General features: G+C 59.6%; 12 protein-coding genes. 7 read left to right on the top strand and 5 right to left on the bottom strand.

Features of this window, described 5'->3' with window-relative positions; all coding sequences use genetic code 11:
* Nucleotides 1–7: 7 nt before the first annotated feature.
* On the bottom strand, nt 8–1,921 hold the full coding sequence (locus Q666_RS46330) for a S8 family peptidase (RefSeq protein WP_208994009.1): 1,914 nt from the start codon (nt 1,919–1,921) through the stop codon (nt 8–10).
* Between the two features lie 167 nt (nt 1,922–2,088).
* Between Q666_RS46330 and Q666_RS46325 the strand changes: the two genes are divergently transcribed.
* The 3 genes from Q666_RS46325 (at nt 2,089) to Q666_RS46315 (ending at nt 5,620) form a co-directional block, all read left to right on the top strand.
* Nucleotides 2,089–4,059 (top strand): PAS-domain containing protein, encoded by a 1,971-nt coding sequence (locus Q666_RS46325; protein ID WP_023003608.1) that lies wholly within the window; start codon nt 2,089–2,091, stop codon nt 4,057–4,059.
* A gap of 152 nt (nt 4,060–4,211) precedes the next feature.
* On the top strand, nt 4,212–4,934 hold the full coding sequence (locus tag Q666_RS46320) for a response regulator transcription factor (protein ID WP_023003610.1): 723 nt from the start codon (nt 4,212–4,214) through the stop codon (nt 4,932–4,934).
* Nucleotides 4,931–5,620 carry a hypothetical protein gene (locus Q666_RS46315; RefSeq protein WP_023003612.1) on the top strand — a complete coding sequence of 230 codons (690 nt, stop codon included), beginning with the start codon at nt 4,931–4,933 and terminating at the stop codon, nt 5,618–5,620. The genes Q666_RS46320 and Q666_RS46315 overlap by 4 nt, the downstream gene beginning before the upstream one ends.
* Before the next feature lie 81 nt (nt 5,621–5,701).
* On the opposite strand, the gene Q666_RS46310 is transcribed toward Q666_RS46315, so the two are convergent.
* The 3 genes from Q666_RS46310 to Q666_RS46300 all read right to left on the bottom strand — a co-directional run bounded on the left by Q666_RS46310 (nt 5,702) and on the right by Q666_RS46300 (nt 10,600).
* Complete coding sequence (locus tag Q666_RS46310) at nt 5,702–8,368, bottom strand: TRAP transporter large permease subunit (protein WP_023003615.1); 2,667 nt, start codon at nt 8,366–8,368, stop codon at nt 5,702–5,704.
* A gap of 21 nt (nt 8,369–8,389) precedes the next feature.
* Entirely contained in the window at nt 8,390–9,424 is a 1,035-nt protein-coding gene (locus Q666_RS46305; RefSeq protein ID WP_023003617.1) for a TRAP transporter small permease subunit, read from the bottom strand.
* 75 nt (nt 9,425–9,499) lie between these two features.
* Nucleotides 9,500–10,600 (bottom strand): TRAP transporter substrate-binding protein, encoded by a 1,101-nt coding sequence (locus Q666_RS46300; protein ID WP_023003619.1) that lies wholly within the window; start codon nt 10,598–10,600, stop codon nt 9,500–9,502.
* A 189-nt stretch (nt 10,601–10,789) separates the two neighbouring features.
* Between Q666_RS46300 and Q666_RS46295 the strand changes: the two genes are divergently transcribed.
* The 3 genes from Q666_RS46295 to Q666_RS46285 all read left to right on the top strand — a co-directional run bounded on the left by Q666_RS46295 (nt 10,790) and on the right by Q666_RS46285 (nt 13,668).
* Nucleotides 10,790–12,151 carry a cache domain-containing protein gene (locus Q666_RS46295; RefSeq protein ID WP_023003622.1) on the top strand — a complete coding sequence of 454 codons (1,362 nt, stop codon included), beginning with the start codon at nt 10,790–10,792 and terminating at the stop codon, nt 12,149–12,151.
* A 7-nt stretch (nt 12,152–12,158) separates the two neighbouring features.
* A complete protein-coding gene (locus Q666_RS46290) occupies nt 12,159–12,827 on the top strand; it encodes a response regulator transcription factor (protein WP_031270556.1) in 669 nt (222 codons plus the stop codon).
* A gap of 82 nt (nt 12,828–12,909) precedes the next feature.
* A complete protein-coding gene (locus Q666_RS46285; RefSeq protein WP_023003626.1) occupies nt 12,910–13,668 on the top strand; it encodes a gamma-glutamyl-gamma-aminobutyrate hydrolase family protein in 759 nt (252 codons plus the stop codon).
* Here the strand turns inward: Q666_RS46285 and Q666_RS46280 are convergent, their stop codons facing one another.
* Nucleotides 13,669–15,618, bottom strand: coding sequence for a DUF1007 family protein (locus Q666_RS46280; protein ID WP_353608075.1), 1,950 nt, complete (start codon nt 15,616–15,618; stop codon nt 13,669–13,671).
* Between the two features lie 240 nt (nt 15,619–15,858).
* Here Q666_RS46280 and Q666_RS46275 point away from each other — a divergent pair, with 240 nt between their 5' ends.
* Nucleotides 15,859–16,932, top strand: coding sequence for a Glu/Leu/Phe/Val dehydrogenase dimerization domain-containing protein (locus Q666_RS46275; protein WP_023003630.1), 1,074 nt, complete (start codon nt 15,859–15,861; stop codon nt 16,930–16,932).
* The last annotated feature ends 11 nt before the right edge of the window (nt 16,933–16,943 follow it).

Below are 16,943 nucleotides of genomic sequence, written 5' to 3'. Positions count from 1 at the left end.
AGAAGGCTCAAATCACCGCATCGGTGCGCCCGGGCTGATCGGGGTCGCGCAGCAGCCGCAGGGCACGCGCCGCGTTCACCCGGCCAAAGCCCCAGGCAACATCGAACCCCGGTATGCCGTCCGGATTGTCCGATGTTGCCATCAGGATGTTTGCGATCTGGGGCGCCGACAAGGAGCGCGCTTCCTGAAACAGCAGGGCAACGATACCGGCAACATGCGGGGCAGCCATGCTGGTGCCGGATTTCAGCACACGCATCGGGTGGACCCCGCCGTTGCCGTTGTTCCGCCCGCCTTGCGCGCAGGACGCAACAATATTTGTTCCAGGGGCGGCAACCTCTGGCTTGTTCCGATTGTCGCGTGTGGGCCCGCGGCTGGAGGAAGCCGCCGGCGAAAGTGAATAGTGGCTGTAATTGGCAACCGCAATTGCCCTGCGAGTTGTTGCCGGAGTGCCGAGCGTGCGGACAGGGTCGAAATCGCCGCCCTGGAAGAAAGACTGATCGGCATAATTGTTGTCCCGGTCACGCAGATCACGCTCGATCCAGGCGTCGAACCGGCCGTTTTCTCCTTCCAGTGCCTCCAGTTTCAAGGTCCAGACACCGGACCTCAGCATCCCGAGCCCGAATGGTGCTTCCAGTTGCATGTAGATCCGCGCTTGTCCGTTCAAGCTCGAAAAGCGCTCCGAATCGATAAAGACCTCGTCCTGAAGCAGGGATTTACCAGGGGTCACCGGTCCGTACTGTGTTCCATCCGGTGCAGTCAGTGTCACCGCAAACCTGTCGACACTCGAATACCAGATCTCCAGCTCGCTCGACGTCCTGTCCGTTCCGGTCTGGGTGATGGTGCCATCGGGCAAAGGCATGCCACCACCCGTTTTCCAGCGCAGTTCCCGGCTTTCGCCCGTCTTGATGTTTCCGGCGGCATGCCCATGCCAGACATGTTCATTTCCCGCCGCGCTCACGAACGCCCGCCCCAGAGGCTCCAGCAGACGGTCGATCGCCCTTTCGACAAGGCTCTCCCCATCATGGCTACCGCCATTCTGCCCGAGGCTCATGTTGATGACACAGGGCATGTCAAGCGCATCCGCCTTGTTCATGATGTAGGCAACTGCATCGACCACGTGGCTGGAATCGGTAAATGTGCCGGACCCGTCGCGCGTATCCGGCTGAACAAAAATCAGCGTGGCTTCGGGCGCTGCTCCAAGATGCGCTCCTTCTGCGAAGTCAGAATCGTGCGATCTGCCATTGCCTGCCGCGATTCCCGCAACATGTGTGCCGTGCGAAGCCGCATCCGGCCTGTGCCGGACAACACTGAACGGATCAGACGCATTCAGCGCCTGGTCAATCTGGTCGGCCCCATATTCCACGCCATAGGCGAAATCATCCGGCGCGCTCTCGCCCGGACGGGCGTCGAGGCGCTGGTCCCAGAGAAAGGCCAGCCTTGTGGTGCCGTCCGCCTTGCGGAAATCGTCGAGCGTGAAATCCATTCCGTAATCGATGATGCCCACCAGAACACCGGCCCCTGTTCGGCCCGGGACGCCGGTACTGCCCTGATGGACCGTATTCGCCCTGGTTTCGGCAAGGGAAGTTTCGAGCATCGGAAACCAGCGCCGTCCGGCTTCGACGGTTTCCACCGACGGATGCGCATGCAGCTCCACCAGCCTGTTCATCGGAAGCGAGACGGAATAGATCTTCCCGGCCACATGTACCCAATGAAAGTCAGCAAAGGCCGCGGGCGGTTGATCCGCCTGCAGTTCGACCAGAACGCGCCGGACCTCTCCAAGCGGCGGCGACCCGGCAGAAGTGCTCTCCAGGGACGCGGGAGCGGACGGAAAGGTGTCGAGGGCGGTTTCGTCGTCAAATGATTTCAGTTCTGCCTCGGCCGCATACCGGCGCAGCCTCGGATCAAGTTTCTTTAATTGCATGGATCCCTCCATCGCAGGAAAAACAAAGTCAAAAATACTTGGCCAGCATATCATGAAAGGCGAAGTTTTTCGGCCTGCACGTGCCCCCGCCGGGTCTTGTCGGCAAGGACTGCCATTCTCTTCTCGGATGAATGGTCAAACCTGCTTTTCGGGCTTACTCTCACCCCATGGAGGAGACACAACAGCTCAAGACGCAGCTCGATCTGATGCAGGCCGCGCTTGACCACATCAATCAGGGCTTTTCGGCCTTCGACGCCGATCTCAGACTTGTCGCGTGGAATCGTGGCCTTTGGGAAATGCTTGATTTTCCTCAGGAACTGGCCCGTCGTGGCACACATCTGGAAGCGTTCCTGCGCGTCAACGCCGAGCGCGGCGAATATGGGCCCGGCGATATCGAAGGCAAGATCCAGCGCCGGCTGGAACGGGCCAAGCTGTTCGAACCGCATTATTTCGAACGCATCCGTCCAAATGGCCAGGTGATCGCCGTTTCAGGCACCCCACTGCCGAAGGGAGGGTTCGTCACAACCTATTCGGACGTCACCGAGGATCGCCGCCGGCAGGAAAAGCTGGAACGAACGGTGGAAGAGCGTACACGGGCACTGCAGCAGTCGGAAGACTGGCTCCGCCTGGTGACGGACAATATCCCTGCCCTGATTGCCTATCTGTCTCCCGGCCCCGTCTTCCGCTTCGCCAACCGCCGCTACGCCGACTGGTTCGGCCACTCGGTTGCCTCGATCGCGGGACGGCCGGCACCGGAAGTGGTTGGCGAGGAGCTGTTCAAGGAGCTGGAGCCTCATATCAACCGCTCCTTTGAAGGCAATGCCGTCAGCTACGAATATCAGCGCAATCGTTCGGACGGCAGTACCGCCTACATGCGCTCGACCCTCATTCCGGACATGACCAAGGACGGCAGGACCCTGGGCATTTTTGTGCTGTCGCTCGACGCCACGGACCAGAAGCAGGCAGAAGCAGCGCTTGTGCAGTCCCAGCGCATGGATGCCGTCGGCAAGCTCACCGGTGGGCTCGCCCACGACTTCAACAACCTGCTTGCGATCCTGATGGGCAATCTTCTGTCTCTCGGGCGTATGGAAACGCCGCTCGACCGGGAAACCCTCGACAGCAAGCTGTCACCGATGCTCGAAGCCACCAAGCGCGGCTCGGATCTGATCCAGCGCCTGCTTGCCTTCAGCCGTGGCAAGGCGATCGATCCCCAGAATGTGTCGCTTGCCAAGGTTATAGCAAGTGCCGGCCGGTTGCTGGAAGGCTCCCTGCCGCCTTCGGTCGACGTGACGATTACCGCTCAGGACAAGGAAATCGGCGCCTGCATCGACCCGACGCAGATGGAAACAGCGCTGATCAACCTGGCCTTCAACGCACGCGATGCGATGCCGGAAGGCGGCACGCTGATCATCACTTTGGATGCATGCGAGTTGGACACCCGCGAAGCCGAAGACCTGGGCATTCCATCCGGCAGGTTTGCGCGTATTACCGTAGGCGACACTGGCGGCGGCATGGATCCGGACACGCAACTGCGTGTCTTCGAACCCTTTTTCACCACCAAGAACTTCGGCACGGGCAGCGGGCTCGGCCTGTCCATGGTCTATGGCTTCATTCGCCAGTCAGGCGGCGCGATCCACATCTCCAGCGCCCTGGGCGTCGGCACCTATCTGACCCTTTATCTGCCCTATCGGCGTATCACGCCAACTTCTGGCCGGGACGCGGACGAGGGCGAAACGCTCCCCTTGAAACCGGGTCAGGGTGAACTTCTGCTTCTGGTGGAGGATGACCCGGATGTTGCCAACACGGTGACAGACCAGTTGCAGAACCTCGGATACGCGGTGCTGAGAGCCGAAAACGCGGAAGACGCCCGGAGCCTGGCGCTGGACCTACCCGAGTTGCGGGGAGTGCTGAGTGACATCATCATGCCGGGGCAGATCAATGGTCTGGCCCTCGCGCGCGAGATCCAGCAGAAGCGTCAAGATCTGGGCATTGCACTGATGTCCGGTTACGCCGACTGGTCCGACCTTGCAGGACAGGAATGCGCCTGCGAATTTCCGGTCTTGGCGAAACCCTTCGCAGATGCTCAACTTGCAGACACCCTGCAAAAGATTCTCAGCCCCACACCAGATCCGGCCTGAAGGTTATGCAAAGAGAATTGCGATTGACCCATCAGTTCTGGTCCTGCGCCGCTATCCAACTTGCCGGTCTCAGTTGCCAGGCTTTTCCGCTCAAACGATCCCACAGACGGATCGAAATCAGTAACCCTTGATCTAGGACACAGGAACGCGCCTTGCAGACACGCTCCCTCCAGGCAACCAAACGCACGGTTTTCATCGTCGACGACGAACCGGAAATCGGCAACTTGCTGCTGGATGCCCTTCTCCAGTTCGAGATGGAAGGCAAGGTCTTTTCCACGGCCTCACAGATGCTGATCGCACTCGGCCTGGAAACACCGGATGCCTGCATCGTCGATCTCGGCCTGCCTGATATGGAGGGCATGGCGCTCATCAACGAGATCAGACGCCGGTCATCAGTGCCGATCATCGTTCTGTCGGCGCGCGGACATTCCACCGATCGTGTCATGGGGCTGGAACTTGGCGCGGATGACTACGTGGTCAAACCGTTTGACCCGCGCGAAGTGGTTGCGCGCATCCGCTCCATTCTGCGTCGCTCGTCCGACCAGGCACCGGTGAAGGCCAGCGTCGACTGCGCCCGGTTCGAAGGCTGGACCTACCAGCCCGCCTCCCATTGCCTGACCTCTCCGGAAGGCGAGGAAACTTTTCTGTCCACCGGAGAGGCCACGTTGCTGGAAGCTCTGCTGAGAGCCCCCAAGCGCGTGCTGTCGCGAGACTACCTGCTTGAACATGGCGGCCGTGACGAGAGCCTCGACAGGTCCATCGACGTGCGCATCTCGCGCATCCGCAAGAAGCTCAACCGCAAGAACGAGCCCGCCCACATTCGCACCATCTACGGTTCCGGCTACATGCTGGCCTGTGATGTGAAGTGGTCATGAGCAACTCCGCACAGGAACTCCGAAAACTCGACGAAGGGCTCTGGACGCTCGATACCACCTTTACCAGGCTCGGCTGCAAGGGCAGCCTTCGCATGACCGTTCTGGAAACCGCCGCCGGACTGGTGCTCCACTCTCCGGTGGCACTGGACAAGGATGTCAGGAACGCCCTCCGCAGCCTGGGCGAGATCGCGGTGCTCTTTGCGCCGAACCTTTTCCATCACATGTATCTGCACGCCGCACAGGACCATTTTCCCAATGCCCGTGTACTTGTTCCCAAAGGGCTTGAACGGAAGATCGGCAAGATCGCGAATTCGGAAATTGTCACTGACAAAACAGTCGTGGCTGATGGAGAAATCGAGCATGCGACACTGAGCGGGCACGACTTGAACGAAACGGTTCTCTTTCACCTGCGTTCGGGCACACTGGTAACGGCTGACCTGCTCTATAACTATCAACCGGAACACAATTTCACCGAAAAACTGTTCTTCAGGGCAATCGGTTGCTACGGCGCGCCGGGAGTGGCCTTCTATCACCGCTACGCGATCCGCGACAAATCCGGCATCGCCCCCTTTCGGGAAGCCGTTGGCAGCTGGCCCGTGAAACGGATCGTCATGTGTCATGGCCGAATTATTGAAGCGCCCGAAGCCGCCGGTATTTTCACGTCCGCCTGGCAGCGCTTCGCCTGACTTCCGCAAGGCCAATCAGACAACTAAAAAAGGGCTGCCCACCGGGACAGCCCTTTTTGCATCTTGGAAGGCTTCTGAAGATCAGAAGCTCAGGGAAATATCCCGATGCCCGGACAGACATCCGGCAACGTCCAGAGCCATATCCGTCGGCAAACGGTTCTGGGCTCTCACACCGATATTGGCTGCCACGGTGTCATCGAAGGTTTCCAGCTGCGGCAGGATTTCCTCGGCCCCTTTGCGGCGCCAGGCAAGATCCGCATCCAGAGCGGCAATCGACTTGTCGATTTCAGCAACAGCTTCTTCCGCGTTCGGCTGACGGCTGCGCATGATCTTGCGGGCTTCGTTCAGGCCATCACGGATATCGCTCGTGCCTTCCGCATCTCCAACCCGTGAACGCATGGCCGAAATCGCTTCTTCGGCCGCTTCCGGCTCAAGCGTCGGCACTTCGGCCTTCAGGGCTTCGAGTTCCGGTTTGAAGCTTGCAACAAGATCAGCACCGTTGAGGATCGCCTTTAGCTCCGCGATCGGCTCGTAAGCCTGATCGACAGTCCGACGATAGGTCATCCGGGCTACATCCTCTGCCTTCTGGATCTTGGCGAAGGTTGTGTAGGTATCCTGCCAATCGGACGGGATCTGAGCCATCAGGGCTTCATGCCGGGCTTTCAGCTCGTCAATGCGAGCCTGCGCACGTTCACCTTGTGCAGCCGTGTAGATGCCGGTTTCTCCCGACCGGTCAACGATGACCTGAAGGTCGGCGATCCGGTCATCAAGACGGCGGGCATCGCGTTCGATGGCACGAACCTGTGTGTGCACCGGCTTGTAGGCCCCTGCCGCTGCTGCTACTTCAGCTTCAGCCTGATGGATCGCTTCCATCTGCGGCATGGCTTCCTTCGCCTTTTCCAGACCGTCCATGACATCATCGCGCAGATCTTCCGGCAGATAGCTCATGTCGATGGATTCGACCGACTGGATTGCCGACAGGATCTTGTCGCCGTTCTGCTGGAAGTCCTCGTAGATGAGGGTCTCCATGCAGTACTGCAGACGCGGGTTCTTTGGCGGAGGAGCTGTCTCGGACAGCAGCGACGAGCGGTTCGGCAGATAGTTCACAAGCTGCGGATAGAGCCCGACGATGCCGAGTGCCAGCAACTGCAGGCAGATGAACGCAACCACGCCCTTGTACATGTCCAGCGTCTTGACCACGGCCGGTGCAACGCCGCGCAGATAGAACAGCGCGAAGCCGAAGGGCGGTGTCAGGAACGAGGTCTGGATGTTGAGACCGATCATCACGCCAAGCCATACGGCGGTGACGTTTGCCTCAGGATCGGCAAGCAGGATCGGTGCAACGATCGGCACCACCACGACGGCGATCTCGATGAAATCGAGGAAGAAGCCGAGGATGAAGATCACGAGCATCACGATCAGGAACTGAGCCCAGAACCCGCCCGGCAGGCCTTGCAGGAAGTTCTTGACCAGCTCTTCCCCGCCGAAGGCACGGAAGGCAGAAGTCAGCATGGCAGCGCCGAGAAGAATGATGAACACAAGCGCGGTGGTCTTGGCGGTTTCCACCATCACTCCGCGCATGGTGTCTTCGAACTTCAGCGTACGCCAACCGGACCAAAGGACCGCGATCAGCAGCAGCGAAACAGCGATGATAGCCAGCACCAGGGCGAGAACATCGTCGCTGGTCTGGATCAGCTTGATGTTGACCGAGCCGAAGAAACTGACAACCACGGCCAGCCCCAGCAAGGCCAGAATAGCCAGGATCGCCGGGCTGTAGGCTCCGCGCTTGCCGTCACGAAGGCGATAACCGGCCATGACCATCGCACCGACGGCACCGATGGCGCCAGCCTGGTTCACGGTAGCGACACCGGCGATGATCGAACCAAGCACCAGGAAGATCAGGGCCAGCGGCGGCACCAGGGTCAGGACCACCTTGCCTGCGAACGCACGCGTGAAGGTGCCTTCTTCATGGACTGCCGGTGCCGACTTCGGATTCAACAGCGCGAAACCCAGAATGAACAGCATGTAGAGGCCAACCAGGACAAGACCCGGCAGGAAGGCACCCAGGAACATTTCGCCGGCACTGGTCGACACGACAGAGTAGTCCGACGGCATCGACAGCTCGCCGGTGCTCGCCTTGTAAAGTGTCTGGCGCAGCGAACCGGCCTGATCGACCGCACTGGCAAGCTGGTCGGCCAGAATGATCAGAACGATCGACGGCGGAATGATCTGTCCCAGTGTCCCGGAAGCGGCAATCGTTCCTGTTGCCAGCGGCACCGAATACTTGTTGCGCAGCATGGCCGGCAGCGAGATCAGGCCCATGGCGACAACGGTTGCGCCGACGATGCCCGTGGTGGCTGCCAGAAGAGCCCCCACGAACACCACGGAGATACCGAGACCACCCGGCACCGGGCCGAACAGCCGTGCCATCGTCACCAGCAGGTCTTCAGCGATCTTGGATCGTTGAAGCATGATGCCCATGAAGACGAACAGCGGAATGGCTATGAGCGTATCTCGCTCGGCCTCCCAGTAGATGCCACGGAAGTTCGTCACCCCAGCGCTGAGCCACTGGCTTGGGCCACCGTGAGAGAAATACGCGCCGGGGTCGCCGGCAAACAGATAGCCCGATCCGGCAGCGATGCCGATGGTCAGGATGGCCGATCCGGGGAGCGCGAAGGCGACGGGGAAACCCGAACCAAGCGCAATCGCCATCAGGACGACCAGGAGAAGAAGGAAGAAAAGTTCCATATCAAGCGGTCTCGTCAGGCTCTATTGAACAGTGTGGCTGTCATGATCCCGGCCACCCGGTTCGCCGCGAATATCGGCAACCGCGTCCAGGAAATAGGCCACGAACTGGATCATCATGGAAACGGCGAACACGCCCAGGAAACCCGCCATGAGATATTTCACGTAAAGACCGAAGCCGGCCTGCGTGGTCTCATAGGTCAGGATCGGGCTGTTGATGATGTTCTGCTTGCCGCCCATGCCGATGACCAGGATGACGGTACAAAGGCTGATGCCGAGCACAACGGAACCGACCGCGTTGACGATGCCCTTGGCTCTCGAGGACAGGCCCGCATAGAAGATGTCGACCCGAACATGCCCTTCTTCAAGCAGCGTGTAGGCACTGGCGAACAGGAACAGCGCCGCGTACCAGAACCGCACGAGATCGGCGAGGAAGGCCTGCTCGTAGGAGAAGACGAAACGGCCGATCACGATCATCAGTTCGGCGGCAACCACCAGAAGCGCAAGCCAGGTGAAGCCGAGCGTGCGGGTGAAGGCTGCAATCACGAATGAAAGCGCGATCAGCGGCATGTGCACATAAGGGCCTCGGAACTGCGATTTGCCGAGATCGTCGGCAAGAGCCTGTCCGACGACATCGGGCAGAAAGCCCTCGATGCGCAGGAACGAGATCGCGCTGTCAACCAGCCCGACGATCAACACCGCGAAGAAGCAGGCCCTGATGAGATAGGCGTTGATGTTGGTGATCCGGACGCTGTCTTCACGCAGCGTGTTTCCGTTCGTCCGCACATAGCCGAAGGCCAACAGGACAAACGCCGCATAGAGCGCCAATTGCAACCAGGACCAGAGAATCGGCATGGATCCATTGGCCGCGCCGCCGAAGATGGGCGCAATGCCTGGTAGGTCTTGCCAATAGGTCAGGTAGTTGTTGAGCAGAAACGCCGTCATGATCGCCAATACGATCCAGCCGCACAGGCGGAAGAAGCGGGCGCTCTCCGGCGAGGCTTTACCACCGGAATTCATAACAGGCGAGCCGTCTTGAACATTGTCCAAGGCCGTCATCGTGGCTGTGCCTTTTTATCTTTGTCTAAGAAGAAGGGACGGGATTTCTCCCGCCCCTTTTATTTGCTCAACCGATTACTTCGGAATGCCGAGGTAACGGTTACGCTTGTTGCTGTAGGCAATGTCGGCGATCGCCATGTAGCTGCCGATTTCCTGACGTGCGTTGATGACGCTCTCGAAGATCTTCTTGGACAGCGGGGAATGATCCATCGCTTCTTCCAGAACTTCCTGAGCGGCTTCACCGAAGCTGTCGTAGATCTCGTCGGAGAATTCACGCAGCTCAACGCCGTGCTCGTTGATCAGGCGGGTCAGGTACTTACCGTTGTTGGCGTTGGTTTCAGCCATCGTGTTGGAGTTTTCTTCCGCACACGCTGCAACGATGATCTGCTGATCGACCTTGTCGAGGCCATCCCAGAATGCCTTGTTCATGCCCAGAGCAAGCATGGCGCCCGGCTCGTGCATGCCCGGATAGTAGTAGTACTTGGCAGCTTCGTAGAACTTCATGAAGTAGTCGTTGAACGGACCAACCCACTCGGTTGCATCGATCGCGCCGGAAACAAGGTTTTCGTAGATCTGGCCACCCGGCAGGGAAACCGGAGACGCGCCGAGTTTCGCCATGACGTCGCCGCCCTGACCCGGAATACGCATCTTCAGACCCTTCAGGTCGTCAGCGGTTTCGATTTCCTTGTTGAACCAGCCGCCCATCTGGACACCGGTGTTGCCCATGGCGAAGTTCTTCAGGCCGAATTCACCAGCCAGTTCATCCCACAGTTCCTGGCCGCCGCCGTACTTGATCCAGGCGTCCATTTCAGCCTGGGTCAGACCGAACGGCACGGCAGTGAATGCTGCCCAGCCCGGATGCTTGCCTTTCCAGTAGTAATCGGCGCCGATATAGGCCTGCGCGTTACCGGAAGCGACTTCGTCGAAGGAGTCAAAGGCACCAACGCGTTCGCCAGCGGCGAAATACTGAACGTTGAGGCGGCCTGCGGTCAGCTCTGCAATACGGGCTGCGAGGCGCTGTGCCGGAATACCGAGACCCGGAAAGTCGCGCGGCCATGTGGACACGATGACCATTTCCTTGGTGCCCTGCGCAATTGCCGGAGCAGCCAGCAAGGATCCAGCGGCAACACCGCCGGCACCAATACCAGCCTTTTTGATAAACGAACGACGATCCATTAGTTTCCTCCCTAATCGGACCCGATTTCGGACCGGGTACACACTTGCACCGATCTCGAGGTATGTCTAGTTGACCGAGTGTCTGAAGCGCTATTCGTGGTTCTGCGCAGCTTCTCAGTAATACTACCGAGAACCACGCAAGAGAGATAATCGTTTGCCGCATGTTCGCGCAACAAGAGAGCAAAATTCGTGACCTTCAAGACCAAATTGCTGCTCATCACGATCCTGCCATTGATCGCCGTCTCCGTACTCATCGGTGCGGCCACCTACTATCAGTCTCGGGAACTGATCAACACGCAGACCCAGGCAGTGGAACAGCGCATCCTGTCCTCCAAGCGTCAGGAAATCCGGAACTACGTCAGTCTCGCTCTCACCTCGATCGAGCAGATCTACAAGGAAGAACCGGGAGGTCGCGAAGCAGCGCAGCAAAAGGTCAAGATGATCCTGCAGCATCTGACCTTCGACTACGACGGCTATTTCTTCGTTTACACGCTCGACGGCACCAACCTGGTCCATCCCAAGCTGCCGCACCTGGTGGGGGGAAACTGGTGGCAGCTCCAGGATGACAACGGCGACTACGTCATCCGCAACCTGATCGAGGCGGCCCAGAACGGCGGCGGGTTCCACCAGTATGTCTGGCACAAGCCCTCGACAGGCACGGTCGAGGAAAAGCTCGGCTACGCGATCCTGCTCGACAAGTGGGGCTGGATGCTTGGCACCGGCCTTTACACCGATGACATTGCCCGCGAGGTCACCGCGATCCGCACCGACTTTGCCCGCTCCATCCGCCAGACACTGTTCGTCACCTTCATGATCACGCTTGCGGCCATCGTCATTGCGGGTTTCCTCATCGCCGGTGTGCGTTTCTCCGAACAGCGCTTTGCGGACACCAAGCTGAAGGAACTGACCAACAGGATCTTCCAGGTGCAGGAACAGGAGCGCAAACGCGTTTCCACCGAACTGCATGACAGTATTTCCCAACTTCTGGTGTCCGTTCGCTACGGCGTTGAAATGATCCATAGCGAGGCCAACCGGGATCCGGATCTTCAGGTGCAGGCAGCCAAGTGCCTCAAGACACTGGATGGAACCATTGCCGAGGTCCGGCGGATATCGCGAGATCTCAGACCCAGTGTCCTCGATGACATGGGCCTTGCGGCAGCGCTCGGCAGTCTCGGCAAGGAGTTCCAGAACCAGTCGGGCATCACCGTCAACGTTCAGGCGGAGCAATGCCACGCCCGCTTGTCGGAAGGTGCCAAGACCGCCCTCTACCGTGTGGTTCAGGAATGCATGACCAATGTTGCGCGCCATTCCCACGCCAGCGAAGTCGCCATTTCCCTCAAGGTCGGCATGCAGCAGCTAGTTCTCTCGGTGGAAGACAACGGTGTCGGCCTCCCCCGCCCGCTGCCGAAATCCGGCGGCCTCGGCTTCCGCAACATGCGCGAGCGGATCGAAACCTATGGTGGCCGGTTAACCCTGAGCAGACGTGCTTCCGGCGGAACCCGTATTAAAGTCCAGATGCCGCTCGACAATGCGGCGGCAAAAGCGGCATGATGCAAAGATGACAGTGCATTCACCTTCACCCCGGTCATTTACCAGGCCCATCCGCGTTCTTCTGGCAGACGACCATGAGCTGGTTCGTGACGGTATCCGGGCCCGGCTGCAAAAGGTGGCCGACCTGGAAGTGGTCGGTGAAGCAACAAACGGCCGCGATGCCTTGGCTCTCGCCCGTGACCTGCGCCCCGACGTTCTCCTGATGGATGTGTCCATGCCGGTCATGAACGGGCTGGAAGCGGCGACCCAGATGCGCAAGACGCTGCCTGAAATCGCGGTTCTGATCCTGTCGGTCTATGACAACCCGGAGTATGTGCGCGGCGTCGTCCAGGCAGGTGCCCGCGGCTACATCCTGAAGGATATCTCCGCAGCCGAGATGATCACGGCGATCACCAGTGTTGCCAATGGCGGGTACTATTTCTCCTCTGCGGTCGGCCCGACGCTGGTTGGTGCCGGCACATCCGCACCGGTGGAAGACCCATACGGGCTGACCGATCGGGAGCGCCAGGTGCTGACGGCCATTGCCAAAGGCCAGCCCAACAAGGAAGTCGCCAAGGAACTGGGCATCAGCGTACGCACTGTCGAATCCCACCGCCTGAACCTGCGGGAAAAGGTCGGCAACAAGAATGCCGCTCAGCTCTACAAGGTCGCGCAGGATCTGGGATTGCTGGACTGATCCGGCTCGGCTAAATCTGTTTGGGTCCACACCCTGGCCAAACACTTCCGGAGACATGGATCTCCCATCTGACAGGCATGAAATGACCAAACCACTTGTCCTGGTAACCGCCGATGTGAAAACCATCGAGGGCTACAACTGGCACGCCGCGACCTCAACCTATCTGCAGGCCGTGCTGAAAGGCTCCGATGCCATCCCGATGATCCTGCCGTCCCTCGGGGCAGATCTGGATCTGGATGCGGCTCTGGACCAGGTCGACGGCGTTTTGGCGACCGGCTCCCGGTCCAACGTCAATCCGGAACTTTATGGCGAAGTGCCGACGGAAGAAAACGGTCCATACGATCCATCCCGCGATTCCACGACACTGCCGCTGCTCAAGCGCGCCGTCGAACGCGGCATTCCCGTCTTTGCCATCTGCCGCGGCATGCAGGAATTGAATGTTGCCCTTGGCGGTACGCTGCTGACCGAGATCCAGTCCCTTGAAGGTCGCGCCGATCACCGCGCGCCGACATCAGAACGGCAGGACGAACGTTTCCGGATTGCCCATCCGGTGGAAGTCGCCGAAGGCAGCTGTCTGGCCACCGTTGTCGGCAGCGAGCCTTTCGAGGTGAATTCGCTCCACCGCCAGGCTGTCGGCAGGCTGGGCAATGGCATGATCACGGAAGCGGAAGCTGAAGACGGGACCATCGAAGCGGCCTCCGTCAAGGATAGTGCCGGCTACGTCCTCGCGACACAGTGGCACCCGGAATACTGGGTGTCGACGGACGGCCCGTCGAAGAAGCTGTTTGCCGCCTTCGGTGATGCCGTCCGGGCCTACCGCGTCAAACGCCTGGGTTTGTAATTAGCCCCAGCCGAGAGTTGCGATCAGCAACGTGAGACCCAGCAGGAAGACGATGGCTGCCCCGACGATTTCGATCGTCCGGTGAACCTTCACCGCCATCGGACTGCCTTCGCCGAAAAGCCGCACGGCAAGTTCCTTGGCCCCGACTGCCATGCCTGCAAGCAGCGAGACGGTTATGCCGGTGCCAACCGCCATCGCCAGGGTGGAAGCGATGCCGGCTGCGATCATGCCTTGCGAAAGAGCAAAGACCAGCACCACCAGCGCACCGGTACAGGGCCGAAGACCAACTGCAAAAATGATCGACACGGCCCGGGCAAGGGTAATCTTGCCCTGAAGCATGTCCGGCGTCGGGGCATGGGCATGACCGCATGTGGTGCACACGCCATCTGCACCGATCTCGTGATGGTGATGGTGATGGTGATGGTGATGGTCATGGTGGTGATGATCGTGACCATGATGATGGTCGCCATCGTGACTGTGGCCATGACCGTGATGACCGGCCGCCGAAGCGCCCGCGAGCGCGAGTTGCGAGCCTGACAGACGGGACGCCACATTCATGGCCAGCGGACGAAGGGCTTTCTGCCACAACAGCCAGCCGCCCAGACCGGTGATCAGCACATAGGATCCGATCTCGAACCACCGCGCCGTATCCTGTATCGCGATGCTGGTGAGATTGAAAACGACGGCCAGACCGCCAACCAGCAGGATCGCGGTCACCGCCTGTGCGAACGCCGAGGCAAAGGAGAGATAAATACCCTTGCGAAGGGTCTCGTTGTTGGCAACCACATAGGACGTGATAATTGCCTTGCCATGCCCAGGCCCTGCGGCATGGAAGATGCCATACGCGAAAGAAAGCCCCATCAGCAGCCAGGCCGCATGCGGATTGTTGCGGAAGGCCCTGAGACTGGCGACCAGCGCCTGGTAGAATTCCTTCTGCTTGACTGCAATTGTCCCGAAAACCGTATCGAGGAAACCCGCCTTCGGCGCGGCAACCGCTTCTTCTGAAGCCTTCGCCGTATCGAGTGCAGCCGTAATTGCGGCCGCAGCATCGGCGGGCGAGCTGGCAGCAGTGTCCGTGGACGTGGAAGCGGACGTGGTTTCGGGCGTTGCGGCTTCCGAAGTTCCGGACGAGGAGCTCGCGGCGGCCATTGCATCACCACAGGCAACCAGCATCTGATTGACCTGCGAGGCGGCAGCGGACTGAAGTTCGGGCGGCAGGTCACGCTGGTCTGCGCCGATCTGTGCAAGTGCATAGGCTTCGGCATCATCCAGCGGCGGCGGTTCCTTGCGGCTCACACGGCAAGTGCCCGGTGCGTTTTCCGTTCCCAGTGCATCGTCCCCCGCACCAAAGCGGAAATCGACGTAATAGGTCGGATCGTAAACGTCGAGCGTGATCAGGCTCTCGGTATCGCTGGGCTGTTTGAACGGCAACGTGAAATGCAGTTCCAGCAGGTTCACATCCTCCGGCATGGAGCCGCCATTCATGCGGACATCTTCCTCCATGGCCTCGAAGTCCTCGGGCTTCATCACCCAGTAGTCCTTGAGGGGAACCTTGACCACTTCCAGCCAGTAATCCGTCGGGTCATCGAAATCGAATTCGACCCGGCTATTGTCACCGAACGTGAAATAGCCGTAATCGGCCATGCTCTCCACGTTGACCTTCGCCAGTTCACTCAGCTCTTCACGGGAATAGTGACCGTCGCCATCCTTGTCGAAGCCCTGGATGGCGAAAGCGGAAAACGCATCATCGAAACGAAACACGTGCTGAAGCGCAATCGCCTGTCCAGCATCGTCGAAAACCAGCTTGCTTCGTGCCTCGACAAAGACATGCGGGTGCGCACTGGCTCCGGCAAGAGCAGCCAACAGAAGACCCAGACCCAACAGGAAACGGCGAGAGGCCGCAGGAAGAACCTTGGCTCGAAAGGTGGAAAGCAAGCGCAACGAGATCACCCACTGATCAGATGTAATATGTTTACATGACACGCAGTGCGTTGTTTGACCAGAGAAGACGGCAGGAAGATGACCGCGACAATTTCGCGGCGCAAAACGCCCAAGGAACAATTTTCGCACTTGGTGATCAAATAAGGAATGTTTCAACTCATCCGACGACCAAAATTAGGAGAAAAAAGACAATATTCCCGGGATGCAGCCTAAAATATTCACAACAATAACCACTGCACCGAGCCAGCCATGAACGCCTTGCATAAATCAGTTCACCACAGTGCCGTTTTCGATCATCCGGAGATGGGCGATCACGAAGACATCGTTTTCGTCCAGGACAAGGCCACCGGCCTGAAGGCAATCATTGCCGTCCACGACACCACGCTCGGCCCGGCACTTGGCGGCTGCCGCGTCTGGCCTTACGAGAACCCGGCGGATGCGCTGACGGATGCCCTGCGCCTGTCCCGTGGCATGACCTACAAGAACTCTCTGGCAGGCCTTGATCTCGGCGGCGGCAAGGCCGTCATCATTGCCGACCCCCGCAAGGACAAGTCCGAAGCCCTGATGGAGGCATTCGGCCGCCATGTGGAGCGCCTGTCCGGCACCTACATCACCGCAGAAGACGTCGGCGTGTCGCCAGACGACATGGAAGCCGTTGCCCGCCAGACCGCCCATGTGCGCGGCACCAAGGCAACCGGCCTCGGCGACCCGTCGCCCTATACGGCTCTCGGTGTCTTCGAAGGTATCAAGGCGTCCGCAAAATTTGTCTATGGCAGCAGCGACCTTTCCGGAAAGATTGTCTCCGTGCAGGGGCTGGGCCACGTGGGACATGACGTTGCCCGCCAGCTTCACGAAGCCGGTGCAAGGCTCATTGTTTCCGACATTCATGCACCGGCTGTGCTGCGTGCCATCGATGCGTTCGGAGCCACAGCGGTTGATCCGGCCGAAGCTCATATGGTGGAGGCGGATATCTTCGTTCCCTGCGCTCTCGGGGCAGGCCTCAATGCTCGCACCGTTCCGCAAATCCAGGCGAAGATCGTTGCAGGGGCCGCCAACAACCAGCTGCAGACGCCGGCGGACGGCGAGGCCCTGAAGAAACGCGGCATCCTCTACGCTCCCGACTACGCGATCAATGCCGGCGGCGTGATCTCCATTGCCCTGGCAACAGCGGACAGCGGCGACAAGCTGGTGCGTGAAAAGACGATCGCGATCGGCGAAACCCTGGCAACGATTTTCGAGCGAGCCGCCCGCGAAGGCAGCACCCCGGAACGCGTGGCCGACACAATGGCGGAAGAGCGTCTGGCAAAAGCGAAGTCGGCCTGATTAAAACTTTC

The sequence above is a fragment of the Labrenzia sp. C1B70 genome, from assembly GCF_000475395.1.
GTDB classification, from domain to species: domain Bacteria; phylum Pseudomonadota; class Alphaproteobacteria; order Rhizobiales; family Stappiaceae; genus Roseibium; species Roseibium algicola.
The sequence above is the reverse complement of the archived record's forward strand: the minus strand, read 5'-3'. Positions and strand labels throughout refer to the sequence as shown.